The organism is Pedobacter nyackensis (genome assembly GCF_900176505.1).
Taxonomy (GTDB): domain Bacteria; phylum Bacteroidota; class Bacteroidia; order Sphingobacteriales; family Sphingobacteriaceae; genus Pedobacter; species Pedobacter nyackensis.
In genome coordinates this window covers 473722-498018 of record NZ_FWYB01000002.1, presented here as the reverse complement: position 1 = coordinate 498018, position 24297 = coordinate 473722, and the positions used below count along the sequence as shown (strand labels likewise).

Genomic DNA, 24297 nt, shown 5'->3' with positions numbered 1-24297 from the left:
AATTCAATAAAGGGGTTGATTACATCATTCCACCCATACCGCCGCCGCCCATTGGAGGCATACCGCCACCAGCAGCAGCTTCTTCTGGATCATCAGCTAAAACAACTTCTGTTGTTAACAACATCGCTGCGATAGAAGCTGCATTTTCCAACGCTACACGACCAACTTTAGTTGGATCGATAACACCAGCAGCAATTAAGTTCTCATATACATCTGTACGGGCATTGTAACCGAAGTCACCTTTACCTTCTTTAACTTTTTGTACAACGATAGAACCTTCAATACCTGCATTCTGGCAGATTTGACGTAATGGCTCTTCGATAGCACGACGAATGATCTGGATACCAGTAGTCTCATCATCGTTTGATCCTTTCATACCTTCTAATGCCTCAATAGCACGGATGAAAGCAACACCACCACCAGCAACAATACCTTCTTCAACCGCTGCGCGAGTTGCATGTAAAGCATCATCAACACGGTCTTTCTTCTCTTTCATCTCTACTTCAGAAGCAGCACCTACGTAAAGAACCGCAACACCGCCAGCTAATTTAGCCAAACGCTCTTGTAATTTTTCTTTATCGTAGTCAGATGTAGTCGTCTCGATTTGAGCTTTGATCTGGTTAACACGAGCTTTGATATCTTCAGACTGACCAGCACCGTTGATGATAGTTGTATTGTCTTTATCAACAATAACTTTCTCAGCAGTACCTAAATAAGTAAGGTCAGCATTCTCTAATTTATAACCTCTTTCTTCAGAGATAACAGTTCCACCAGTTAAGATAGCGATGTCTTCTAACATTGCTTTTCTTCTGTCACCAAAACCTGGAGCTTTAACAGCAACAACTTTCAGTGAACCACGGATTTTGTTAACTACTAACGTAGCCAATGCTTCACCATCTAAATCTTCAGCAATGATCAATAAAGGCTTACCAGTTTGAACTTGTTTCTCCAAAACAGGTAATAATTCTTTCATGTTGCTGATCTTTTTATCATAGATCAAAATGTAAGGGTTTTCTAATTCCGCTTCCATTTTATCAGCATTAGTTACAAAGTATGGAGATAAGTAACCACGGTCAAATTGCATACCTTCAACTGTTTTAACTTCAGTTTCAGTACCTTTTGCTTCTTCAACAGTGATAACACCATCTTTACCAACTTTACCCATTGCTTCTGCAATTAAAGCACCAATAACCTCATCATTGTTAGCCGAAATAGAAGCTACTTGTTTGATTTTCTTATTGTCTTCACCTACAGTCTGCGACTGAGCTCTTAAGTTTTCAACGATTGCAGTAACCGCTTTGTCGATACCACGTTTCAAATCCATTGGATTTGCACCAGCAGCAACGTTTTTAATACCAGCAGTAACAATTGCTTGTGCCAATACAGTAGCAGTTGTAGTTCCATCACCTGCGATATCTGCAGTTTTAGAAGCTACTTCTTTAACCATTTGAGCACCCATATTTTCAATTGGGTCTTTCAACTCAATCTCTTTTGCTACAGTTACACCATCTTTAGTAATTGCAGGTGAACCAAATTTCTTGTCAATAATTACGTTACGTCCTTTCGGACCTAAAGTTACTTTTACTGCATTAGCCAAAGTATCAACACCTCTTTTCAGGGCGTCACGGGCTTCTACATTATATTTTACTTGTTTTGCCATTGTTGTTTTAGTAGTTAGTATTCGTTAATTCATGTCAGCATAGCATGCTGATACTTAATTAATACCGTTGTTTCTAATAATTTTGTTTGCTTTTTTCTCGATACCAGAAATGGTATCTTGATACTAATATCTAGCCTAATACAGCGTAGATATCGCTTTCACGCATGATCAAATAGTCTTTACCGTCAATAGGAAGCTCAGTGCCACCATATTTACCGTAAAGTACAACATCACCTACCTTAACAGTTGGTTTTTTACCTTCTGAATCTTCGTCTGAAACAGATACAACAACTCCTTTAGATGGTTTTTCTTTTGCAGTGTCAGGAATGTAGATTCCAGATGCTGTCTTTTCTTCTGCCGCAGCAGGCTCAACAATAACTCTGTTTGCAGAACCTGAAATGGGTTTAAGGTTTAAAGCCATAACTTGATATTAATTTATTTTTTAAGTTAAAATTTAAAATCGTATTAACTACGTACGTTCCCTACAACAGTTTTTATGCCAATACAAGTATGCTTGACAAATTTGCACAGCCTTGTCAGCTATGTGATCACCTAAAGTGAATTTGTGTCAGAGTGGCAGAACGCAAAAAAAGCCCGGTATGATTTATACCAGGCTTTCTATTAACCTTAAAAGGTTTATTTTTTTGTTGTATCAGTTGCTGCTGGTGCAGGAGCCGGAGCTGTTCTGCTTCCAATTGGAGATGGCGCAGGTGTTTTATCCAAATGTTGTTGGATTTTTGAAGCCTCACCTGTTGAAGAACCTCCTGATTTAGCTATTGTAGTAATCGATAAAGTAAGTACAACTACCAACGTTAATAATACCCAGGTGCCTTTTTCAAGAACGTCACCTGTACGTTGAACGCCGAACATGTTGCTGCCTCCTCCACCGGTAGCTAAACCACCACCTTTAGGATTTTGTATCAAAACAAATAGCCCTAAAGCAACGCAAACAATGATTAATAAGATGATTAAAAATAGCATAATATGTTATGTTGTTAAATTTTCTTTTCTATAGATTGAATAAGATCGGCAAAGTAACGTCTTTTTTCTGGAAACTTCAAACTTAATTTTTCATAAGTTTCTATGGCCTTGTCGTATAGCATTTGCTCAATGTAAATCTTAGCTAAAGTTTCAGACACAAGGTCGTTGTGGTCTTCTGCACTCTTTTTTGCCTTGTTTTCATTGTCAATCTGCTCTGGTTTTGGCGGACTGATCTGAGGATCGTTTTTAATGAAACTCTCAATGATCTCATTGCCCTTGCTCGTGCTCCTGAAGTTGTCAGTATTGTAACCTTCTTCTCCTTCAGCATCAAAAGGACTTTGTAAGTGGAAGATGTGCTCTACATACTGTTGCTGTAATTCATTAGGCCTTTGAACAGAAGCCGCTTTATGCTCATCGTTTTGATTGCTCTTTCTCGGAGATGCATAGGGCTGGAATATCTGCTGATGTTCTTTCCTCGTTTTTGCCAGCCACCACAAAAAGGTATAAGGCAACTGATCATCATCGTACTTGCTGATCACAACAGGCTCTTCTGGTTTTGGCGCGTTTTGTAATAAAGAAGCTTTAAAATCAGGCTGTTCCTGATCAGGGATTACAGTTTCTGCAATGAAACTCTCTTGAAACGCAAAGAAATCTGAAGCTACAATGTTTTCAATAACCAGGTCGTCCTCCGGTTTTGCCGGTGATTCGGATGATTTGTAATCCTTGATGTTGATTTCACTGATCTCCTCGAAAACCTCCTGCTCATCAATATTATTTGGAGCATCTGCCGGTTCGGAAGGGACTTCATTTATCGTAGAGACCTCAATCGGTTCCGGTTGAGAATTCGATTGATCTGTCGCCGCATAAATAACATTAAAATCTGTTTGAATGCGATCCTCATCTCCATGCAGGAGTTGATGAAGTACTTGCCCATTGGTGTACAACGCAGCGGTTGCCAGCTTCTCATTTTGTCCTGGCTCCTGTAACGTTGCCTTAGCCAGTAAAAGGTGTAATGGCTGAAAATAAGGATAAAGCAACGCTAAATCTTTTAACATAGGAGCATCTTTCCTACTTACCTTTTCAGGGGTTGAAAGCCATTCTCCCAGTTGTTGTTTAATATCTAATTCCTGCTCCACGTTGCTAAGTTAATAATTGATCTCCGCTTTAGCCTACCATTGTGCAAAAGCTCTGTTAAAAATATCCTCAGTCAACTGTGCAGTGACGTCTTTTATCAGACCCTGCTCCATAGACTGCAAACTGCCAACTAACTTAAATACCTTATAGCGCTCAAAGGTTTCCTCAAAGCTCTGTTTAGGGTTAAGGTTATTTGTGTATTTTACACGTATGCTTATGGTCAATCTGTTAGCGTCGGCCGTAGGTCTGTTGTTGTCTACAATCGCTTCCGGAGTAACACTATAACCGGTAATGTTTCCTGAAAAAACACCATCAGGATCATTTTGTGAAATCGCTAAACGGGTTTGGTTTCTGATCCTTGTCTTTAACTCCTCCGTAAATTGAGAACTCAGGTAAGGTACTACCAGCGGGGCATTGTTTTCAAAGACCTGTACGTTCACTGTTTTCATCCCAACAGTAGAAGCTCCGTCTAGTGATATTTTGCAACCACTCAGCGCAAAAAACAAAACACATAGTATAGATAGTTTTTTCATTAGTTTAGATTCAGTTCTTTAATTTTTCTGTATAGCGTACGCTCTGAGATGCCCAGTTCCTGTGCTGCAAATTTACGTTTGCCCTTATGTTTCTTCAGCGCCTTTTTAATCAGGTCAGACTCTTTGTCGATTAATGATAATGACTCCTCAATCTCTTCTGCCTCCTGGGTATAGTTGTAATCCATCGGAGAGTTTTGAGAAGGGTTTTTGATGGTTAGCGTGGCATCGTGACTCATCGGTTGCTCTACATCCTGGTAAAGCTGGTTGATATAGTGTGGATTGTCAGCTATAATATGAGCGGTATTTCCTCCACTTTGAATGATCTCGGCAACCAGTTTTTTCAACTCCATCATGTCCTTCTTCATGTCGAAGAGCACTTTGTACAGAATATCGCGTTCTGTATAATCTTCCTTAGTGCCACTGTTAATGGCCATAGGTAAATTGTTTGCACTTTCGTTAGGGATATAATTCAGCAATGCAGCTCCTGTTACATTTCTGTCTTTTTCCAATACACAGATTTGCTCCGCTATATTTTTCAGCTGCCTCACATTTCCCGGCCAGCTGTAATTGCTCAGTATCTGAATCGCATCAGGCTCAAGTTGTATACCTGGACTCCTGTATTTGTCGCTAAAATCAGCAGAGAATTTTCTGAAAAGTAGGTAAATGTCCTCTTTACGTTCGTGCAATGCAGGAATGCGCAAAGGCACTGTGTTTAATCTGTAATAAAGATCTTCACGGAACTTGCCCGATTTTACTCTGTTGTATACATCAACGTTAGTAGCCGCGATAATACGTACATCGGTTTTCTGAACTTTTGATGAACCCACTCTCAGGTATTCGCCACTCTCCAGAATCCTTAGCAAACGTGCCTGCGTACCCAAAGGTAATTCAGCTACCTCATCAAGAAATATAGTACCACCATTGGCAACTTCAAAATAACCTTTACGGGCTTCATGAGCACCTGTAAATGAGCCTTTCTCATGGCCAAATAACTCCGAATCAATAGTCCCTTCAGGTATTGCACCACAGTTTACTGCAATGAATGCACCATGCTTACGTGTGCTCAATTGATGGATGATGTGAGAAAAAACCTCTTTACCACTACCACTTTCACCGGTAATCAATACAGACATGTCAGTTGGTGAAACCTGCCTGGCTATATCTATCGCACGGTTTAGTAGTGGAGAGCCCCCTATAATCCCAAAACGGTTTTTAATATCTTGTATATCCATTTATCTGTATGTGAGGAGCAAGGATACTCCTTAATCCTTACTCTAATTAACAACCGTACCCAATAAGGTAGCAGATGTACAACGATCAATATGTACGTTTACATATTGGCCGGCTTTAATTCCTTCGGTCACAGGGAAAACAACCATCGCATTCTGGTCATTTCTTCCACAAAAATCTTTATCCGATTTCTTAGAAGTACCCTCCACCAAAATCCTAACAGTTTTTCCAACAAATTGTTGTAGCCTGAATAGCGACGTTTGCTGTTGCTTCAATAAAATCTCCGCAAGCCTGCGTTTTTTTACCTCTTCAGGGATGTCATCTGCCAGTTTACGCGCAGCTAAAGTTCCCGGTCTTTCCGAATAGCTAAACGTAAATGCAAAATCATAACCTACGTAATCCATTATGCTTAATGTTTCCTGATGCTCCTCTTCCGTTTCTGTACAGAAACCTGCAATGATATCCGAAGAAATAGCACACTCGGGAATAATTCTCCTGATGGCATCAACCCTGTTGATATACCACTCACGGGTATAAGTTCTGTTCATCAGTTCCAGTACTCTTGTACTGCCCGATTGAACAGGTAAGTGAATATAATTACAAATGTTATCGTATTTCGCTATCGTATATAAAACCTCGTCGGTAATGTCTTTAGGGTGTGAAGTAGAAAATCTAATTCTTAATTCCGGACTGATCAAAGCGACTTTCTCCAGTAACTGAGCGAAATTTACTTCAATTTCTGCGGTTTCTTCTGCATCAGCACCCTTCCATTTATAAGAGTCGACGTTTTGCCCAAGCAGTGTTACCTCTTTATAACCTCTGTCAAACAGATCCTGTGCTTCAGCTAGTATCGAATATGGATCGCGACTTCTTTCACGGCCCCTTGTAAAAGGTACCACACAGAAAGAACACATATTGTCGCAGCCACGCATAATAGAAATAAAAGCAGTAATGCCATTTCCGTTTAAGCGAACCGGACTGATATCAGCATAGGTTTCCTCACGGGATAACAATACGTTAATGGCCTTATGTCCGCTTTCTACCTCACTTAACAATTGAGGAAGTTCACGATAAGCATCAGGACCAACAACAACGTCTACTAACTTTTCTTCCTCCAGGAATTTTGATTTCAGACGCTCAGCCATACAGCCCAAAACCCCAACAATCAGTTTAGGATTTCTACGTTTCTCTGCACCAAATTGTGATAATCTGTTGCGTACTCTTTGTTCCGCATTTTCACGGATCGAGCAAGTGTTAATAAACACCACATCAGCTTCTTTGTAGTCGCCGGTGGTCTCAAAACCCTGGTCAAGCAAAATTGAAGCAACAATTTCACTATCTGCAAAATTCATCTGGCAGCCATAACTTTCAATATACAGCTTTCGTCCATTACGCACTAAAGGTGCATCAATAACCAAAGCCTCTCCCTGGCGCTCTTCGTCGTGTGTTTTATCTGTCAGCTGTAAATCAATCATAAATGGTCAACATTATTATGGGCTCCAAAAATACGGAATTTAATTTACAAATGACAGATTGGCAGAAAGCGAAAAATAATAAAAAGTCATATGCACTAAAGATTACATTCAGACGTCATTTCCCGGCATTATCCAAAATTGGTAAGTAATTCGTTTATTTCAGAAGGAAAGTAGATAAAGTGTAAGGCAAATATTGTGGCGCTGAAATTGTTATATTTAATATATGCAAAAGATCATACCCAATCATAAAGCAAATAAGCATAAAGTTTGGAAATGGATAGGCGGCATTTTAGCGGTACTTATCCTTATTGGCCTTGGTCTTGGGCTTTACTTAAATGCAAGGTGGAAACCTATTCTTACAAAAAAGCTAAAAGAAGGAGTCCGCAATCGTTCCCTAAAGCTTTATAAACTGGATTTTAAGGACATCACAATTAATCCTTTTACAGGAAGTGCGGCATTATATCAGGTATCACTTACACCGGATACTGTTGTCTATAATCAATTAAAAGCAAATCAGCTAGCTCCGGCTAATATATTTAAAGTGAAGTTAGCAAGGCTTCAAATAAGCAGAATAGCCTTGTTAAGGGCTTATTTTAAGAGAGAGATCGACATGAAAGCTATTGTGCTCGAACAGCCCTCTATTCAGATGATTCATTATAAAGTTAAGCCACGTCCTGAAGTAAAAAAAGAAGCACTAACACTCTACCAGATGATCTCCAATCAGCTTAAATCCATCAATGTTAGGGCTATCAAAATCATTGATGCCGACTTTGATTATGTCAATGGTGAAACATCGCAAACATTGAATTCAGTAAAACATTTAAGTATCAATGTTAAAGATTTCCTGGTTGATTCCCTTTCTCAGTTCGATACCACCAGGTATTATCACGCTAAGGATATCGGTTTTCAATTAACCGGATATAAGTCCATCGGCAAAAACAAAATGTATACGATAAAGGTCGATACGGTTAGTGGTACCGCTTCAGGAAAAAACATCGTTGTTAAGGGGGTTCAAATTATTCCTATGTATCCCGATCTTACCTTTACACGTAAGTATACCTATGGAAAGGATCGCTATGATCTAAAGTTTAATCAAATCAGTTTTACCGGAGTTGATTTTGCAAGGTTAGACAGTGAAGGTAGTCTTCATGCCGAGGCCCTGAAAATAGGCCCTGCAAAAGTTAATATTTTTGTAAACAGAGAACTGCCCGCTCCACCTAAGCTGGATAAGGTTCGAAACTTCCCGCATGTAGCACTGAAACGCTTACCCTTTCAGGCAATTGTAGACACCATAAAACTTAATAATGTTGATGTAGCCTACACGGAATACAATCCCATCAGTCAGAGAAGAGGAACGGCCTATTTTCAAAATCTTAGTGGCCGCATCCTCAACGTAACCAATGATTCCCTGCAACTCGCTAAAAATAATCATGCAATAGCGAATTTGTCGGCATTGGTTATGAAAACCAGCAGAATTGATATTCGCATTAACTTTAACCTTACCGATAAGAACGCTGCCTTTAGTTACAAAGGGACAGTAGGGCCAATGAACATGTTAACCCTAAACCCTATGGCAAAAAACATGGGACTCATTGAAATTGAAAGCGGAAAAATGCAAAAAATAAACTTTAATATACAAGCGAATGCTAAAGGATCATCCGGTACCGTACATTTTTACTATACGGATCTGAAAATAAAGCTGCTTAAAGAAGGGGAGGATGGAGCCGCACCGAAGAGAAAAGGCTTTTTATCCTTTCTAGTCAACACCATCCTGATAAAGAATGCAAATCCGGATAAGAATGAAGCGCCAAGAACGGCAAATGTAACTTTCCAGAGAACGCCTGCAGCTTCGTTTTTTAATCTGCTGTGGAAAGGTGTTTTTTTGGGAATGCGCGAAACGGTTGGTATAGGAGCTGTGCCTGTTAAGACTCCGGAGGAATCAATGAAGAAGATAAAGGCTAAAAAAGAAGAACGTAAAAAGGAGCAAAGAGAAAAGAATAAAGATTAAGACATCCTTCATCCTAGTTCCTTTATGTGTATATTAGGCTAAACTACATTGTTGCCTATGTCTGTAAGCGTCGGAAAGAAATATGTCATCCTAAGGTGGTTTGCTGCAGCGCTGCTGTTCGTTGCGGTAATGCTAACCGCATTAACCTGGTATCTGGGCGCCAAGCTTAAACCCATTATAACTTTTGAATTAAAAGAACTGGTGCTAAAAACAACTGACAATCTATACCGGATTGAGTTTTCTTCAGTTAGTACAAATGTTTTAACCGGAGTGTCGTCTTTAACCGATGTGAAGATTACACCGGATACCAATGTTTACCAAAAACTTATCCTTTCCAAACAAGCTCCAAATAACCTTTACCATATCAGGCTTAAAAAATTAGCTATAAGAAATTTCCACCCTATTAGGCTATGGAGAAAGAAAAAATTAAATATCGATCAGCTGTTGTTTGATAATCCTTCTATTGAAATGACCAACAGGCAATTTGATTTTAATGACGAAAATCGTCCAAACTCCAACAGATCGCCTTATGATTACATCTCAAAATACCTTAAAGAGTTACGTGTTAAAACCATAGACTTTAAGAATGCCAGCTTTAAATACATCAATAACAACAATCCCGGTAAGCCAGAAATTGATGCCATTGCTAATTTGAATATTACGCTTAAAGATTGGTTAATAGATGCGCATTCTTCCGCTGATAAAAGCAGGCTTTATTTATTAAAGGATGTGATTATAAACCTGAGTGATTACAGTTATGCGACACCCGACAGTTTATATTTTGCTAAATTCGACCATCTCAACTTCGCCGCTTCCTCAGGTAAGTTAAACGTCAATAATTTCAATCTTGAGCCCCGCTACAGCGAGTTGAAGTTTGGAAGTACATTTGGCTATGCTAAAGACAGGTATAGCATACAGATGGCCGATATAGATTTTTCGGGAATAGACCTCCGGCTGTATATACTGAAGCAAGAACTTTTTGCTAAGGAAATGAATATTGCCAACGGGACACTGGCTGTAGTAAATAACAATACCCTACCTAGAAAAGTAGAGAACAAAATAGGGCAGTATCCGCATCAGCAATTGCAGAGCGCAGATCATAAACTAACCGTAGCTAAATTAAACGTAAATAATCTCGATATCAGCTATGCTGAGTTCGACAAAGACGGTAAATACAAGGGGGTCATTACTTTTGACCAAACCTGGGGCGTCATTTCTAATGTGACAAACGTGGAGAAAGCCAAAGCTAAAAATCCGTTCATGGTTGCTGCACTCACTTCCTATGTGATGGGTTCAGGAAAGCTGGATGTGAATTTTAAATTCAATTTGACGGCCAAAGATGGAGCATTCTCTTATTCAGGGGCGCTCGGTAATATGGAAGGGAGAGCTCTGAACAGGATCACTAAACCGTTGGGATTGGTAAAGGTAAATAGCGGTCATATCAATAAGCTGGCATTTAATATTGAGGCAAATGATCATCTGGCTAAAGGAACAGTTAGTTTTGCTTACAACGATCTTTCTGTGGCGCTAATGAAGAAGGTTAAAGGAGAGGACCGCCTGGTAAAGCAAGGCTTGATTTCATTTCTCGCCAATGCATTGATCATCAATTCTGATAATCCTGATGCGGATGGAGTATTTGTTACTGCACCGATTAATAACAAAAGGGTCGAAACCGCTTCTTTCTTTAATTTCATCTGGAAAACCCTGTTTCAGGGTGTTAAGTACAGCGTAGGACTCACACCTCAAAAAGAACAGGAAGTTAAAGACCAGATCGCCAAATTTGAAAGAATGAAGGCGGATAGGAAGGAACGTGTTAAACGTAGGCAAGCAAGGAAGCGTAGGTAGCGATAGGGGATAAAGATTAAGGAGCAAAGGATTAAAGATTGGATGCTTAATCTTTAATCCTTGCTCTTCACTCTTACTTCAACAACTCCTCCGGTACCGGTTTATTCAACAGGTTTTGATAGTAGAATCTGATCCGCTCAGCTTTATCATGTGGAGTTTTAACACCTCCCCAGCCATGTCTGCCTCCCGGATAAATCATCAATTCAAAGTGCTTGTTGGCATTTTGTAACTTATCAATCAGCTGGATGGTATTTTGCATATGCACGTTATCGTCCATATCACCATGCATAACACGCAACAAGCCTTTGTAGTTGTTCACGTACGTTAATACAGAACCTTTTTTATAGCCCTCAGGGTTTTCCTGTGGTGTGTCCATAAAACGTTCCGTATAATGCGTGTCGTACAACTCCCAGCTGGTAACAGGTGCGCCTGCATAACCGAAGTCAAAGTCATCGGCACCCATGGTTAAAGCCATACAAGTCATGTAACCGCCATAGCTATGTCCCGTAATTAATAGTTTCTTATTGTCAACAAATGGTTTCGCTTTTAACCATCTTGCAGCAGTGGTGTAATCCTTCATTTCCCATTTCCCCAGGTTGCGGTGCATTAAAGCAACACCCGCTTTACCAAACTGTCCTGAAGCGCGGTGATCTACAGCGATCTGTATGATCCCCTCATTTGCCCACCATTGGTTGGCTACGCCTTTCCAGGTATTGCTTACTGTACCTGCATCCGGACCTCCATATATGCTCATTACTACAGGATATTTTTTGGTCTGGTCAAAGTTTGTAGGATAAGTAATCACAGCAGGCAGGTTATAGCCGTCATCCGTAGGAATGGTGATCATTTCTGTTTTACCAAAAATATATTGATCAAAATCAGCAGCCTTGCTATCTCCCAGTTCTTTAATTACTTTTCCTGTATTATCCAGCAAACTGCGCTTCTGTGGGGTAGAAACATTAGAGTAAGTGGTGATGAAATAAGATCCGTTTGGCGACAACTGAACCTGATGAGTATAATCGCCAAAGGTTAAACGCTTTAAGTTTTTACCGTTATAATCAACGCGATATAGGTCGCTGCGGGTAGAAGCCTCTTTGCGGGCCGTAAAATAAACAGTCTTATTCTTTTCGTCAACATGCATCAGGTTGGTCACCTGCCAGTTGCCATTTGTTATTGGGTTTACCAGTTTACCTGCTAAGGTATATAGGTAAAAATGTGCCCAACCCGTTTTGTCACTTTTAAGAATGTAGTGCTTTTTGTCCTGTAGATATTCAATTCGGCCATCATGATCAAGGTTTATCCAGGAAGATTGCTGTTCATGATATATTTCTTTTTTTGCACCTGATACAGGGCTTACTGAGTAAAATTTCAGGTTGTCCTGTCCGCGGTTCATCCATTGAACCATTAAATTACTGCCGTCATAGCTCCAGTATGGCGTGCCGAAATACTGATCGTCTTTCTCATTAAAATCAGCCCATACGACAGGTCCGCCAGTGGTTTTTACAAAGCCGACCTTTACCTCTGGATTTGGATCTCCGGCTTTAGGGTAACGTGTTTTTTCCAGATAGCCATGCTGACCTGTTGAACCATAAATAGGAAACATCGGAACTTTTGTATCGTCGAAGCGCAGGAAAGCAATGTGTTTGCTGTCGGGCGCCCACCAGAAAGCCCGATAGTTTGTTGCCCTGCCTAAAATTTCCTCATAATATACCCATGACGACCAGCCATTATAAATAACATCTGTAGCATCATTGGTGTATCTGATTTCCTTGCCACTCTCTGTATCCACAGCAAAAAGATCATTGTTGCGGGTAAAGGCGATATACTTTCCGTCTGGTGACAATACTGGATTCTTCTCCTCATCTTTGTTATTGGTTAAGCGTTTAGGCTCATCTTTTCCATATTTGATATAAATATCATTCCGATCTACAGATACATTTACATTGCTTAGGGCAGGAGGGGTGTAAGGGCTTCTTGCTCCTGATTTGATGTCGACAGCATATAACTTTCGGTCCTGAGCGTTCATTTCGATATAGTGGTTATCGTCGCTCCATCCAGTTATTACATTCATTGGTTTGGTTAGTGAGGGCTTCCCTGCAAATATTTGTTGCTGGTCTAATTTTTTAAGCTGTGCTTGTCCAGGAACGCTAAGGAGTAATGCGCCTGCTAAACCCAGAATTAAGTTTGATTTCATCTAGATGTTATAGTTGGTTTATGATTTGACAATAAAAAGGCGCCCTTAATAAAGGCGCCTGTATTATATTTTAAAGCTAATGTAAGTATTACAATACCCAGTTCCAGCCAAACTCATCAGGAACAAGTCCGTAGCGAATGTCGTTCAATGTTTTTGCAATACCTGCAGAAACAGTACGTGTTGCAGGATCAGTTAGGGTATAAGTTTTACCCAGATAACCAATTTCACCGATCGGTGTAACGGTAGCTGCGGTACCTGCTGCAAATGCATCAGTAAGGGTTCCGTTTTCGATTCCTTCGATTACTTCTTTTACGCTTACACGTCTTTCTTCAACTTCAATGCCTGCTTTTTTAGCAAGTTGAATAATCGTATCACGGGTTACACCGTCTAAAACTGTACTTCTTACCGAAGGCGTTACCAGTTTACCATTGATCACAAAGATCAGGTTAGCTGTTCCGGCTTCTTCAATATATTCATGTGCAGCAGCATCAGTCCAGATCAATTGATCAAAACCTTCTTTTTGTGCTTCAGCAAAAGGATATAATGAACGTGCATAGTTACCTGCAGTTTTGGCATAACCAACACCACCATCATCAGCACGGGTGTATTCCATCTCGATTTTCACTTTCAATGCTTTGCTATAGTAAGGACCGGTAGGAGTGGTTAGTAAAGCAAAAATATATTTGTCAGATGGTTTAACACCTAAATATGGGTCAGTAGCAAACATTACCGGACGGATGTATAATGAATAACCGTCTTGTGCAGGTACCCATTTCTCATCAATATCAATTAATGCAGCAATACCCTGCATAAAGATCTCTTTAGGCACAGCAGGCATAGACATACGATCTGCTGATTTATTGAAACGCTCAAAGTTTTTCTCAGGTCTGAAAACACTGATCTTACCGTCAGCCTGGCGATAAGCCTTCATCCCTTCAAAAATCGCTTGTCCGTAGTGTAAAGCAGAAATTGCCGGGCTCATTGGAATCGGACCGTAAGGAAGAACCCGCAGGTTAGACCACTGTCCATTATCATATTCAGCAATAAACATATGGTCAGAAAATACCTTCCCAAAAGGTAACTGAGAAAAATCAGTTACTGTAAGCCTGCTGTTTTCAGCTTTCGTGATTGTTATATCAAGTGTATCATTCATTGTAGTAATATTACCTGATGCAAATTTAAGAAAAAATGCCCTTCCAGTGGTTTTTATTTTTGATTATTAAAATGTTTAATCCTCATTTTTAAGTGTTTTCAATCAAATAGGGGGGCTAAATGGTCTCCATTTTATCCTTAAAACAATTTTAAGTAGGTTTGTCTCATCCATAACCTTAACCCTTATGACTCCTAAAATTGCAATAATTGGTGACGGAAGTTGGCCAATAGCTATCACCAAGAAGACATGCTTCGCATATCGAAATGCACCTGTTTACCGAAAAACTCAGGTAGAATAATTATGCCGGTTTTTCAAACAGAATCAAGCAGTCTGCATTATCATGAATACGGAAGTGGCGACCAAATCCTACTCGCTTTTCATGGTTTTGGCATGCGCGGTACGCAGTTTAAGGTGCTGGAAGAAGCTTTTGAAAAAAAATATACTATCATTAGTTTTGATTTGTTCTTTCATGGTGAAACACAATTAAATGATAATTCGGTTCAGTATATACGCAAAGGACTTCAGTCTAAACTTTTTTCGGATCAGATTGATCAGTTTCTCATTGCCAAATATCCGGATATAGCTAAAGTTTCGCTGTTGTCTTATAGTATCGGAACGAGGATGGCGCTCTGCTTAATCGAAAATTTGCCCCAAAGAATAGCAGAAACTTATCTTATTGCGCCTGATGGAATCGAGCCAAATAGGCTATTGCGAATGGGTGGTGCCAACTACGTTGTCAACAGAATCTTTTATAAGCTGGTTTATAGCCCTAAAACGGTTAATTTTCTCTTAAATTCGTTGTTAAAACTGAATTATATTGATGATGCTATCCATCGAATTTTAAAGGCAGAATTTGGTACTACGGCGACTAGGCTAACCTGTTACAATACGATTACTTACTATGCCCAATTAGATTTTAATAGAAAGCAAATTGCCGAAGCAATCAACAGGCATAACATCAACTGCCATTTGTATTTTGGGAAAAAAGACAAGCTTTTTCCAAGTAAAATAGGCGAGAGATTTAGTACATTGCTAAATGAACCAAACATCCATGTATTTGATGATGGGCATGAATTGGTAAATGCACATATGAATAATTATTTGACCACCCAATTGCAACAATAGAATGATTAAGGATAGACCGATAAGATTTGTACAATGGCTAATGCTGGCGACAGAGAAATATTTGTTAGCCAAATTTTCTAAAATAGCCTTTTTGAATGCTCCACAAATTAATCGAGAAGTGGCAACTTTGCTGTTAATGAACCATTATAGCTTTAATGACGGCCCTTTGATGCATCTATTATGCAGGAAGGTGCTAAAAAAAGAGTTTAAAGTGATGGTGCTCGAAGAGCAGATGCACAATTTCAGGCCACTAAAATACATAGGCTGTTTCTCGGTTAACAAAAAATCAAAATCGATTGTTGATTCACTAAACTATGCAGCCTCCTTATTAAAGGATCCAGAAAATATGTTGGGCATTTTCCCGCAGGGCGGAGTTTATTCGCAACATCTGGATCGGATCCACTTTGAACAAGGGTTAGACCGGATTTTAAAGAAGAACAAACAACCAATACAAGTAGTATTCGCTGTAGTTCTTTTGGATTTTCTGGCAAATTTTAAACCCAAAGCCAATGTTTATTTGATGGATTATTCAGGCGAGCAGGATTCTGTAAAGATGGAAAAAGCGTACAATATATTCTACCAATCTTGCAAACAAACCCAACGGAAACAGTATAATCCTCCTGCGCACACACTAGATTAATTGAGCCAATTATGGTTTTCTTGTTATATTCCGCTAGTGAAGGTTCTTTAAAACACTAAGCACCCAGCCTTTACCCCATTCTTCAATTTGCTCTTCTGTCCACAAAAACGGATAGAAGATTCTTTTCTGAAAGCGCGGAGGCAAATACTTCTGCCAGTTGGTTCCACCTGTAGCAGCGATGTCTACTGGATCACGCTCAAGATATCTTACGGCAGATTTATAATGTGACAACGGCCATTCCACATTTACATAAAGATCCAGCTTTCTCAATTCGTTAGCCAGTTCAGTAACATCATGACCTTCGCTGGCCAGTTTAAGGTATAAAGCGGAGAAGTTGGTCTCTTTTCTATCTTTTATCAATTGTAAAAACTGACCTGCATATTTATTGATGAACTGTTTTAGTGTAAGTGTTTGCTTACCTGTAGCTAGTTCAGTCGCACCAAATTTCCAGTAGATATTTTCAAACTGCTCCTCTAAACTAGCGTTTGCCAATTCTTCTCTTTTACTTTTATCTATAAGTTGTGTAAAGTTCGTTGCCGAGATTTCAATCATGCGGTATTGGCCCGATTGGAAACCACTTGCCGGCAATAGCGACATACGGAATTTTAAGAATTGATCTTTTTCCATGCCGTTTACCATCACCTCAAACGAAGTGGTTAAAGCATGGAAATAAGCATTGATGCGTTTGATTCTTGCGGCAAAAAACTCAACAGTTAAGGAAGTATGCTGAGCAATCTGTTTGCATTCATGCAGGGAAAGTTTAAAATAAAGCTCCGTAATCTGGTGGTACATGATGAAAATCTCTTCATCCGGAAATGGAGTTTTAGGACTTTGTAAGCTTAACAGGGTATCCAGATGGATATAGTCCCAGTAAGTTAAAAAGTCCGCATACAAAAGCCCGTCAAGATAAGCCGCCATATCCTGCCCCATGGCAGCATACTTCTCCTGCAGCTTATCCAGCTTCTCTTTTATTTGTGGGGTAAGTTCCATTATTAAGTTCGTTTACCACAAATGTAATTAAAGAAGGTTGTTCCTGTTAATACAATACCCTAAATTTTATGGTATGCTCAATCTTTTTTAGGAATTTAAACAGTTGCTTATCGTATTGGGCATTGATATCGGTAATTACATAACCGATGCTCGAATTGGTCATTAGAAACTGACCTACGATGTTGATGTCGTGATAGGCAAAGGCAGTATTGATCTTTGCCATAATTCCCGGAACGTTTTTATGAATATGGATCAGGCGGTGAGACTTATCGATCCTTGGCAATTGAAGGTTTGGAAAGTTGCTGCTCAGGTGCGTGGTGCCCGTATTCATAAAGTCGATCATCCTTTTCGGAATAAAAACATTGTTGCGGGGATTGGCTTTCATATCCTCAAAAACGACAATCCCCTGCTCCGTACATTTCTGCAGGTCTATCTTGTTTTTTGCACTTCCAAGATAACCGATGGTCTTTAGTGTAATTGCTCTTTGCAGCTGGTCATCCGTTATTTTCTCTCCATCAGCAAGCAGCATCATATGCACATCTGCTACATACTTCTCTTCGAAGGTTGTTTTATGGCGTATGGAGAAACCATCCTTTTTCAACATTTCGATGCTTTTAGGGTCCACATCACCAATGACCAGGCATAAGATCCTGTTTTTTGGGTAAGATATCGCCCTTGGCAAATTGTTTACATAAAGGAATTCGTCGAAGCTTGGGGTAACATGGTCTGCTTTTTTAACAATGCTTTCCCTGGCAATATTCTCTGTAAAAGCATAGAACTTCTTGATCAGTCCGCTTTCGCGAAGCTGAAAGTCTGAATAGCCATCGCCTATACCGTACAGGTCACCTTCGAGGTTCATCTGTTGCATCAGCTTTACCTTTCCACCTTCTTCACTTAAAGGATTGGAATGGTCGTAATCTATAATCTTGCCATCTCCTGTGGTTACAAAAGTATTGGCATAAATGTTTTCTTTTTTAATGTGATACTGGCTCACTACAGGAGTGATGAACTCTTTAAAACCTCCTGAAACGATCAATACTTCATCCGCATGTTTTTTAAAGAACGCCGCATTACGAGAGAAAGAAGCAGATACTTTTTTCTTCAGTACTTTGATCAGCTGTTTCAAATGATCTTCCGTAGCTTCCAGTAGTTTTACCCTTTGGGCCAGACTCTCGCCAAAGGAAAGCTTTCCTTCCATCGCAAGATTGGTGTACTCTTCAATTTTTTGAAAAATGGCCTCCTTCTCAGGGTGCTTTTTAAGGGAAATTCGTGCCAGCTCATCTAAAGCTTCAACTTGAGTGAAAGTGCTATCAAAATCAATGATGTAAAAATTCTTTGGCTTCATCCGTTTAGAAGTGTGAAATTTAGGTCGTTACGTTGTTAATAATTGATTCAAATATACGAAATCATTGTCATTTTATCAGTTATACGGCAGAATGATTAGAAAAATCGTAATTACTGCTTGCAGACTTCCGCAATACTTTGTTTTAAAGGCTTAAACTCGATCCCAATGGTTTTTTTTATCTTTTCATTGCAGTACAAGCTTTCATTCAAACTGCTCCTGGCAGCATCGCTGGTCAGTGCCGCAGGCTTTCTTGTAAGTAAGGAAGCCAGTTTTGCCGTGCGCCAGGCAATAGCCAGCATCCAGGGTTTTGCTTCCTTTGCAGGGGCTTTTATACCGTAACCTTTCGCTATTTCTTCAAAGAAGTCTTTATAATGATAGTTCTCAGCTGAGATGGTAAATCTTTCAGCCGTTTCGGTACTGTTCATCAGCGCGATCATGCTTTTTGCTACATCGCTCACGTCAACAATTCCTGTCGCACCTTTGGTGTAAAAGGCCAGGCCATCCTTAACCAGTTTAAAAATAGCTCCGCTGCCTTCAAAGCCAGCGCTTTTACCGATGATTACCGAGGGATTAACAATTACCGCATCAAGACCTTCAGCTATACCCCTCCATACTTCCATTTCACCTTCGTATTTGGAAATGGCATAACTATGCGCTTTAACATCGTACTCCCAAAAATCTTTTTCCGTAATCAAAGCGCCCTTTTTAGCATTGCCTAAAGCAGCAACAGAACTTACATGCAAAAGTCTTACGCCAAAAGCTGTGCAAAGACTAACCACGTTGCTGGTGCCTTCAATGTTAATTCTTAATAGGGCAGCCTTATCTTTTGGATTAAATGAAACCAGAGCGGCACAGTGATACACGTTAGTAATGCCTTCAAAAGCATCTTCCAGGTCAGAAAGATCGTTAATGTCGGCAACTACCCATTCAATCAGGGGATTGTCCTTAATTAAATCCGGAATAACAGACTGTTCCCGTTTCAATGCCCTGAGCTTAACCCCTTGGCTGGTTAACAGATAGATGAGTTCGGATCCTAAAAACCCAGTAGCACCGGTAACCAATATCATTTCATTTTTTTTAGGATGTTCATTAATATATGCGGTCAAAAATAGATATTTGAGGTCATACATTATATCACAATATGTCTTTATCAGATTTTTTTTCTCCGGTAAACCCCGATAAATTTACGCCAAAACAGGGATTCTATACCAGTCAGCTAGGTTTAAAGGCTAGTTTTTATACCGATAAATTTCCAGAGCTGGATGAAAAACAGTATGATATTGCCATTTTTGGTGTGCAGGACGATCGTGCTGCGGTAAATAATGAAGGCTGTGCACTGGCCCCCGACTATTTCAGGTCGCAATTTTATACACTTAATGAAGGGGCTTTTACGACCAGAATTATTGATCTGGGAAATATTAAAGCAGGAGCAAACATTTCGGATACCTATGTGGCCCTGAAAATGGTGGTTTCTGAATTGATCAAACTGGATATTGTGCCGGTGATTATTGGCGGTGGTCAGGATCTTACCTATGCCCAATATCTGGCATACGAAAGCCTGGAGCAAAAAGTCGACCTGGTTGTGATCGACAATAAATTCGATCTGGATGAAGAGGATCAGGAAGGTTTGGCTGCGAAGTCCGACACCTATCTGAATAAGATTCTTTTACATCAGCCCAATTACCTGTTCAACTTTAGTAATGTTGGCTACCAAACCTATTTTGTAAATCAGGATAGTCTGAAGGTCATGAGCAAGCTCTATTTTGATGCACATCGTTTGGGCGAGTTTGCTAAAGACATTACACTGGCGGAACCTATTATCCGTAATGCCAGTATGATCAGCTTTGATATTGGTGCCATACGTTCTTCCGATGCCGGTGCGAATGCTAATGCCGGACCGAATGGCTTTTATGGTGAACAAGCCTGCGCCATTACCCGCTATGCAGGGATGAGTGATAAGTTAACTTCGATAGGCTTCTATGAGTTTAATCCTGCCTTTGATCAAAACGGTCAGACGGCTATGCTGCTTGCTCAAATGGTATGGTATTTTGTAGATGGATTCTACAATCGCAAAAAAGATTTTCCGCTTACGCCAAAATCGCAATATCTTATTTACAGGGCTAGTTTAAACGATGGTTCGGCAGAAATGTTATTTGTGAAGAGTAAAAAATCGGATCGCTGGTGGATGCAAGTGCCCTATCCTACAGGTATTTCGAAGAATGAAAGGTATCATCTGGTCCCTTGCCGTTATGATGATTATACTACAGCAGTAAATGGTGATATGCCTGATTTGTGGTGGCGCACCTTCCAAAAGCTACTATAATATTACATTAAACCTTGCGTTATAATTTTCGTCTATTGATTACATTTGGACCACAGTAACCAAACTTATTATTCAAAAAAAATAGAAAATTATGAAAAGGATCGCATTGATCGCTGCTTGTTTATTGCCTGCTGCCGTTATGGCGCAAGGCCAAGGTAAATTTACCATAACAGGTAAAGTGGGCAACTTAGGCTCACCGGCAAAAGCTTTTTTACATTCTGGAACAAGGGCAAACCCAGTTACCGACTCTGTAAATATTGTTGGTGGTAAATTTGTATTCACTGGACCGGTGACCGGAATCAGCCAGGCTACCATCAGAATTAAGCATGATGCTGCTCCTGCGGTGCGTGGTGCTGCTGGTGATGTATTCAGTATTTATCTTGAGCCTGTTGCAATGCAAGTTGTATCGGCAACAGATTCAGTAAAACATGCTGTTGTAAAAGGTTCAAAAGTAAACGAGGATAATGCTAAATATAAAGCATTAACTAAATCGGCTAACGAGAAAGCAGCCGCTTTAATGGCTGAGTTCCGTGCCAAAGGACCTGATGCGCGTAAAGATGAAGCGTTCATGAAAGGAATTATTAGCCGTGATGAAGCCATCAGAAAAGAATTAGATGCAATCAACAAGTCATTTGCTGCAGCAAACCCTAACTCTTATGTTGGTTTAGTGGCGTATAAGGAAACTATGGATCTTGATGCTGATCTTAAAGGTACTGAAGCTGGATTCAATAAATTCTCGGCTACTGTAAGAGCAACAGATCTTGGTACTAGCATTACCAAAGAAATTGAGGCAGCTAAAAAAACAGGCGTAGGTCAAATGGCTATGGATTTCACTCAAAATGACGTGAATGACAAACCGGTTAAATTATCTGACTTCCGTGGAAAATATGTATTGCTTGATTTCTGGGCTTCATGGTGTGGACCTTGTCGTGCAGAAAACCCTAACGTGGTAAAAGCATACAATGCATTCAAAGACAAAAACTTTACAGTTTTAGGTGTTTCTTTGGATAACCCAGGTAAAAAACAAGACTGGTTAAACGCAATCGAGAAGGATGGTTTAGCGTGGACTCAATTATCTGATTTGCAAGGATGGAAAAATGCTGCGTCTACAATGTATGGCGTACGTGGTATCCCTGCAAACTTCTTAATCGACCCTACAGGTAAAATCATCGCTAAAAATGTTAGAGGTGAAGAATTACAGAAAAAACTTGCTGAGGTTTTAGGACAATCAAAATAAAAGAGAAAATAACCGTTCTCTTCAAGAGCTGCATGATTCGCTGAAAAAGCGAATAACGCTGAGGCTCTTTCAGAGAAGGTAATTTTCTTGGTCACAGATGCAACAAAAAAAGGGCGAATAGGTCGGGTTAACCGGTTTATTCGCCCTTTTTTCGTTGGTACGAATGTTGTGAGGTGGTTTAAGGCTAGAAAGCGTGGGATCCGACACTGATAAGCGGGGCTAATAAGTTGGGGATATCTTGCAGATAAGTTGCGGGTAAATAGCGGGTTGCTTTACCCTTGGCTTACCCTTCCTTTACCCTTGCCTTACCCTTGGTTTACCCCTGGGGTATAGCAACCCTAACGCAAGGGTAAAGGAAGGGTAAAGCAACCCGCAACTTATCCGCTACTTTACCTCAACTTTTTGGCTAATTATTCCAAAGGCAGATAAAACGGAGACAAGGCTGTTCTATGCCTCGGGCGCCAGGTAGAAGCCCGATTTTGTTTTTCATTGGGATAATCTTTAAATTGCGCAGATAGAAGGACATGATTATGAAAGGATATATTTTAGCTATAATGCTGTTACTAGGTGTTAATTCGTTAACAAAGGCACAACAAAAAATGCCTACCCCTCAGGAAATGACGGTTAAAAACGTAGAGGAGTTAGAGAAAAGACTAAAATTGAGTCCAACCCAGAAAAGTGTGATCCACAATTATGTATTCGACATGTCGAAGCTACAGCTGGAAATGATTAAAAGACAGCAGGCGGGAACATCTAACGAAGATGATGTGACGAAGTTTTACAAAGTTCAGAATGAAACCAACGATAAGATCAGAACCATTTTAAAGGGCGATCAGTTACCTGAATTTGAAAAAGTACTGGAAGATCGTCTGAACGGTGGTACCAAAAAGAAGAAAAACAAAAAGGGCAAAGGAAAAGAGGATGAAGAAGTGGTTACAGGAATTTCCGGATTGAAATTGGAAACAAAGCCGTAGTAGATTTAGATACGAACAAAAAAGGAGCCTCATCAATGATCAGGCTCCTTTTTTTATGCTGTAGTTGCAATATTATACCAGATCGAAACCGATATCTTCTCTGAAGTATTTGCCATCGAAGTAAATGCGGGAAGCATCAGCCGTTGCTGATTGTAATGCTTCAAACTGGTTGTCTTGTAAGCTCGATATGGCTAAAACACGACCGCCATTGGTTTTTACGACGCCGCCATCAAGTGCTGTTCCTGCATGGAATACCAATGAATCACGAACGTTTTCAATTCCGCTGATTGATTTTCCTTTTTCATAGTCACCAGGGTAACCACCCGCAACAACCATCACAGTTGCCGCATTTTTAGGACTGATGTTTAATTTATAGTCTTTTAGTTTCTTCTGAGCCGTAGCCATGAAAAGTTCTACCAGGTCATTCTCTATCCTTAGCATAACACTTTCGGTCTCAGGATCACCCATACGGCAGTTGTATTCAATAATCATTGGTTTATCACCAACCTTAAACAAGCCGAAGAAAATAAAACCGGTATAATCGATTTTATCTTTCTTTAAGCCATTAATAGTAGGTTTTATAATGCTTTCTTCTACAGCGTCAAGGAATTTCTTGTCAGCAAAAGGAACCGGAGAAACAGAACCCATACCACCGGTATTCAATCCTGTATCTGCCTGACCAATTTTTTTGTAATCTTTAGCTTCAGGTAAGATGACATAGTTGTCGCCATCAGTAAGTACAAATACAGATAGCTCAATGCCAGTCAGGTATTCTTCTATGACTACCAATGATCCTGCAGCGCCAAATTTGCCACCTAACATGAGTTCTAACTCCTCTTTAGCCTCAGCTACAGTCTGGCAAATTACTACGCCCTTGCCTGCTGCCAGTCCGTCTGCTTTCAATACAATTGGTAAGCTATGGTTATCCAGGTAAGCTAAGCCTTGCTGTAAAGTATCATTGGTGAATGATTCAGAGCCTGGAGTAGGGATGCCATGGCGTGCCATAAATTGCTTAGAGAAATCTTTACTTCCCTCAAGGATAGCACCTTCTTTTTTAGGACCGATTACCGGAATTTTTGCCAGCTCGCTATCGTTTAAAAAGAAGTCGTGAATACCGTTTACAAGTGGCTCTTCAGGACCTACAACTACCAGGTCAATATTTTCTTTAAGTACCAGCGCTTTTACAGCTTCGAAGTTGTTGGGGTTGATGTTTACGTTTTTCCCGTAAGCATTTGTACCGCCATTACCCGGTGCGATAAACAGTTGTGAGCATTGCGAAGATTGGCTGATCTTCCAGGCAAAAGCACTTTCTCTGCCGCCGGAACCTAATAGTAAGATGTTCATCTATGTCTGATTTTATTTAAACTGTACGATGGAGCGTCTATCGTTCAGCAAATATACCGCTTTAGCTAAATTATCACAGCTTAAGTTTAAATAATGAGTTTGGGGT

At 40.0% G+C, this 24297-nt stretch carries 20 protein-coding genes; 7 read left to right on the top strand and 13 right to left on the bottom strand.

Annotation, left to right across the window (positions count from 1 at the left end):
- Window positions 1-19: 19 nt before the first annotated feature.
- From groL to miaB, 7 genes are all read right to left on the bottom strand, one after another.
- The gene (groL, locus tag B9A18_RS06330) at window positions 20-1660 is read right to left on the bottom strand and encodes a chaperonin GroEL (protein WP_084288301.1); all 1641 of its coding nucleotides are present in this window, start codon (window positions 1658-1660) and stop codon (window positions 20-22) included.
- Between the two features lie 130 nt (window positions 1661-1790).
- Window positions 1791-2081, bottom strand: a complete 291-nt coding sequence (locus tag B9A18_RS06325) for a co-chaperone GroES (RefSeq protein ID WP_084288299.1) — start codon at window positions 2079-2081, stop codon at window positions 1791-1793.
- 215 nt (window positions 2082-2296) lie between these two features.
- On the bottom strand, window positions 2297-2641 hold the full coding sequence (gene secG / locus B9A18_RS06320) for a preprotein translocase subunit SecG (protein WP_084288297.1): 345 nt from the start codon (window positions 2639-2641) through the stop codon (window positions 2297-2299).
- Window positions 2642-2655: 14 nt separating this feature from the next.
- A complete protein-coding gene (locus B9A18_RS06315; RefSeq protein WP_084288295.1) occupies window positions 2656-3777 on the bottom strand; it encodes a hypothetical protein in 1122 nt (373 codons plus the stop codon).
- 33 nt (window positions 3778-3810) lie between these two features.
- Window positions 3811-4308 carry an LptE family protein gene (locus B9A18_RS06310; RefSeq protein ID WP_084288293.1) on the bottom strand — a complete coding sequence of 166 codons (498 nt, stop codon included), beginning with the start codon at window positions 4306-4308 and terminating at the stop codon, window positions 3811-3813.
- Complete coding sequence (locus tag B9A18_RS06305; RefSeq protein WP_084288291.1) at window positions 4308-5540, bottom strand: sigma-54 interaction domain-containing protein; 1233 nt, start codon at window positions 5538-5540, stop codon at window positions 4308-4310. Before B9A18_RS06305 ends, B9A18_RS06310 begins: the two co-directional genes overlap by 1 nt.
- A 42-nt stretch (window positions 5541-5582) precedes the next feature.
- Entirely contained in the window at window positions 5583-7013 is a 1431-nt protein-coding gene (gene miaB / locus B9A18_RS06300) for a tRNA (N6-isopentenyl adenosine(37)-C2)-methylthiotransferase MiaB (RefSeq protein WP_084288289.1), read from the bottom strand.
- 223 nt (window positions 7014-7236) lie between these two features.
- On the opposite strand from miaB, the gene B9A18_RS06295 reads away from it, so the two are divergent.
- A complete protein-coding gene (locus tag B9A18_RS06295) occupies window positions 7237-9021 on the top strand; it encodes an AsmA family protein (RefSeq protein WP_235005250.1) in 1785 nt (594 codons plus the stop codon).
- A 57-nt stretch (window positions 9022-9078) separates the two neighbouring features.
- The gene (locus B9A18_RS06290) at window positions 9079-10866 is read left to right on the top strand and encodes a hypothetical protein (RefSeq protein ID WP_084288287.1); all 1788 of its coding nucleotides are present in this window, start codon (window positions 9079-9081) and stop codon (window positions 10864-10866) included.
- A 73-nt stretch (window positions 10867-10939) separates the two neighbouring features.
- On the opposite strand, the gene B9A18_RS06285 is transcribed toward B9A18_RS06290, so the two are convergent.
- On the bottom strand, window positions 10940-13060 hold the full coding sequence (locus B9A18_RS06285) for a S9 family peptidase (RefSeq protein WP_084288285.1): 2121 nt from the start codon (window positions 13058-13060) through the stop codon (window positions 10940-10942).
- A gap of 88 nt (window positions 13061-13148) precedes the next feature.
- Complete coding sequence (locus tag B9A18_RS06280; RefSeq protein WP_084288283.1) at window positions 13149-14213, bottom strand: branched-chain amino acid aminotransferase; 1065 nt, start codon at window positions 14211-14213, stop codon at window positions 13149-13151.
- Window positions 14214-14513: 300 nt separating this feature from the next.
- Between B9A18_RS06280 and B9A18_RS06275 the strand changes: the two genes are divergently transcribed.
- Together B9A18_RS06275 and B9A18_RS06270 are read left to right on the top strand one after the other, a co-directional pair.
- Window positions 14514-15338, top strand: a complete 825-nt coding sequence (locus B9A18_RS06275; RefSeq protein ID WP_084288281.1) for an alpha/beta fold hydrolase — start codon at window positions 14514-14516, stop codon at window positions 15336-15338.
- Window position 15339: 1 nt separating this feature from the next.
- Complete coding sequence (locus tag B9A18_RS06270; RefSeq protein WP_084288279.1) at window positions 15340-15978, top strand: 1-acyl-sn-glycerol-3-phosphate acyltransferase; 639 nt, start codon at window positions 15340-15342, stop codon at window positions 15976-15978.
- A gap of 33 nt (window positions 15979-16011) precedes the next feature.
- On the opposite strand, the gene B9A18_RS06265 is transcribed toward B9A18_RS06270, so the two are convergent.
- The 3 genes from B9A18_RS06265 to B9A18_RS06255 all read right to left on the bottom strand — a co-directional run bounded on the left by B9A18_RS06265 (window position 16012) and on the right by B9A18_RS06255 (window position 19419).
- Window positions 16012-16968 (bottom strand): tryptophan 2,3-dioxygenase family protein, encoded by a 957-nt coding sequence (locus B9A18_RS06265; RefSeq protein ID WP_084288277.1) that lies wholly within the window; start codon window positions 16966-16968, stop codon window positions 16012-16014.
- A 46-nt stretch (window positions 16969-17014) separates the two neighbouring features.
- Window positions 17015-18313, bottom strand: a complete 1299-nt coding sequence (locus B9A18_RS06260) for an HAD-IB family phosphatase (RefSeq protein WP_084288275.1) — start codon at window positions 18311-18313, stop codon at window positions 17015-17017.
- 110 nt (window positions 18314-18423) lie between these two features.
- On the bottom strand, window positions 18424-19419 hold the full coding sequence (locus B9A18_RS06255) for an NAD-dependent epimerase/dehydratase family protein (protein ID WP_317048219.1): 996 nt from the start codon (window positions 19417-19419) through the stop codon (window positions 18424-18426).
- 35 nt (window positions 19420-19454) lie between these two features.
- Between B9A18_RS06255 and B9A18_RS06250 the strand changes: the two genes are divergently transcribed.
- From B9A18_RS06250 to B9A18_RS06240, 3 genes are all read left to right on the top strand, one after another.
- Window positions 19455-20636 carry a formimidoylglutamase gene (locus B9A18_RS06250; RefSeq protein WP_084288273.1) on the top strand — a complete coding sequence of 394 codons (1182 nt, stop codon included), beginning with the start codon at window positions 19455-19457 and terminating at the stop codon, window positions 20634-20636.
- Window positions 20637-20727: 91 nt separating this feature from the next.
- Window positions 20728-21873 (top strand): TlpA disulfide reductase family protein, encoded by a 1146-nt coding sequence (locus tag B9A18_RS06245; protein WP_084288271.1) that lies wholly within the window; start codon window positions 20728-20730, stop codon window positions 21871-21873.
- Window positions 21874-22403: 530 nt separating this feature from the next.
- The gene (locus B9A18_RS06240) at window positions 22404-22847 is read left to right on the top strand and encodes a hypothetical protein (protein WP_084288269.1); all 444 of its coding nucleotides are present in this window, start codon (window positions 22404-22406) and stop codon (window positions 22845-22847) included.
- A 72-nt stretch (window positions 22848-22919) separates the two neighbouring features.
- Here B9A18_RS06240 and purD read toward each other — a convergent pair whose 3' ends face one another.
- Complete coding sequence (gene purD, locus B9A18_RS06235) at window positions 22920-24191, bottom strand: phosphoribosylamine--glycine ligase (RefSeq protein ID WP_084288267.1); 1272 nt, start codon at window positions 24189-24191, stop codon at window positions 22920-22922.
- Between the last annotated feature and the right edge of the window lie 106 nt (window positions 24192-24297).

What these genes read in the sequence shown, in the direction of transcription:
- purD (WP_084288267.1), bottom strand. Translation starts at nt 24,191, where the DNA reads ATGAACATCTTACTATTAGGTTCCGGCGGCAGAGAAAGTGCTTTTGCC.
- B9A18_RS06290 (WP_084288287.1), top strand. Translation starts at nt 9,079, where the DNA reads ATGTCTGTAAGCGTCGGAAAGAAATATGTCATCCTAAGGTGGTTTGCT.
- B9A18_RS06295 (WP_235005250.1), top strand. Translation starts at nt 7,237, where the DNA reads ATGCAAAAGATCATACCCAATCATAAAGCAAATAAGCATAAAGTTTGG.
- secG (WP_084288297.1), bottom strand. Translation starts at nt 2,641, where the DNA reads ATGCTATTTTTAATCATCTTATTAATCATTGTTTGCGTTGCTTTAGGG.
- B9A18_RS06305 (WP_084288291.1), bottom strand. Translation starts at nt 5,540, where the DNA reads ATGGATATACAAGATATTAAAAACCGTTTTGGGATTATAGGGGGCTCT.
- miaB (WP_084288289.1), bottom strand. Translation starts at nt 7,013, where the DNA reads ATGATTGATTTACAGCTGACAGATAAAACACACGACGAAGAGCGCCAG.
- B9A18_RS06325 (WP_084288299.1), bottom strand. Translation starts at nt 2,081, where the DNA reads ATGGCTTTAAACCTTAAACCCATTTCAGGTTCTGCAAACAGAGTTATT.
- B9A18_RS06275 (WP_084288281.1), top strand. Translation starts at nt 14,514, where the DNA reads ATGCCGGTTTTTCAAACAGAATCAAGCAGTCTGCATTATCATGAATAC.
- B9A18_RS06265 (WP_084288277.1), bottom strand. Translation starts at nt 16,968, where the DNA reads ATGGAACTTACCCCACAAATAAAAGAGAAGCTGGATAAGCTGCAGGAG.
- B9A18_RS06240 (WP_084288269.1), top strand. Translation starts at nt 22,404, where the DNA reads ATGAAAGGATATATTTTAGCTATAATGCTGTTACTAGGTGTTAATTCG.
- B9A18_RS06245 (WP_084288271.1), top strand. Translation starts at nt 20,728, where the DNA reads ATGAAAAGGATCGCATTGATCGCTGCTTGTTTATTGCCTGCTGCCGTT.
- B9A18_RS06250 (WP_084288273.1), top strand. Translation starts at nt 19,455, where the DNA reads ATGTCTTTATCAGATTTTTTTTCTCCGGTAAACCCCGATAAATTTACG.
- B9A18_RS06260 (WP_084288275.1), bottom strand. Translation starts at nt 18,313, where the DNA reads ATGAAGCCAAAGAATTTTTACATCATTGATTTTGATAGCACTTTCACT.
- B9A18_RS06280 (WP_084288283.1), bottom strand. Translation starts at nt 14,213, where the DNA reads ATGAATGATACACTTGATATAACAATCACGAAAGCTGAAAACAGCAGG.
- groL (WP_084288301.1), bottom strand. Translation starts at nt 1,660, where the DNA reads ATGGCAAAACAAGTAAAATATAATGTAGAAGCCCGTGACGCCCTGAAA.
- B9A18_RS06270 (WP_084288279.1), top strand. Translation starts at nt 15,340, where the DNA reads ATGATTAAGGATAGACCGATAAGATTTGTACAATGGCTAATGCTGGCG.
- B9A18_RS06285 (WP_084288285.1), bottom strand. Translation starts at nt 13,060, where the DNA reads ATGAAATCAAACTTAATTCTGGGTTTAGCAGGCGCATTACTCCTTAGC.
- B9A18_RS06310 (WP_084288293.1), bottom strand. Translation starts at nt 4,308, where the DNA reads ATGAAAAAACTATCTATACTATGTGTTTTGTTTTTTGCGCTGAGTGGT.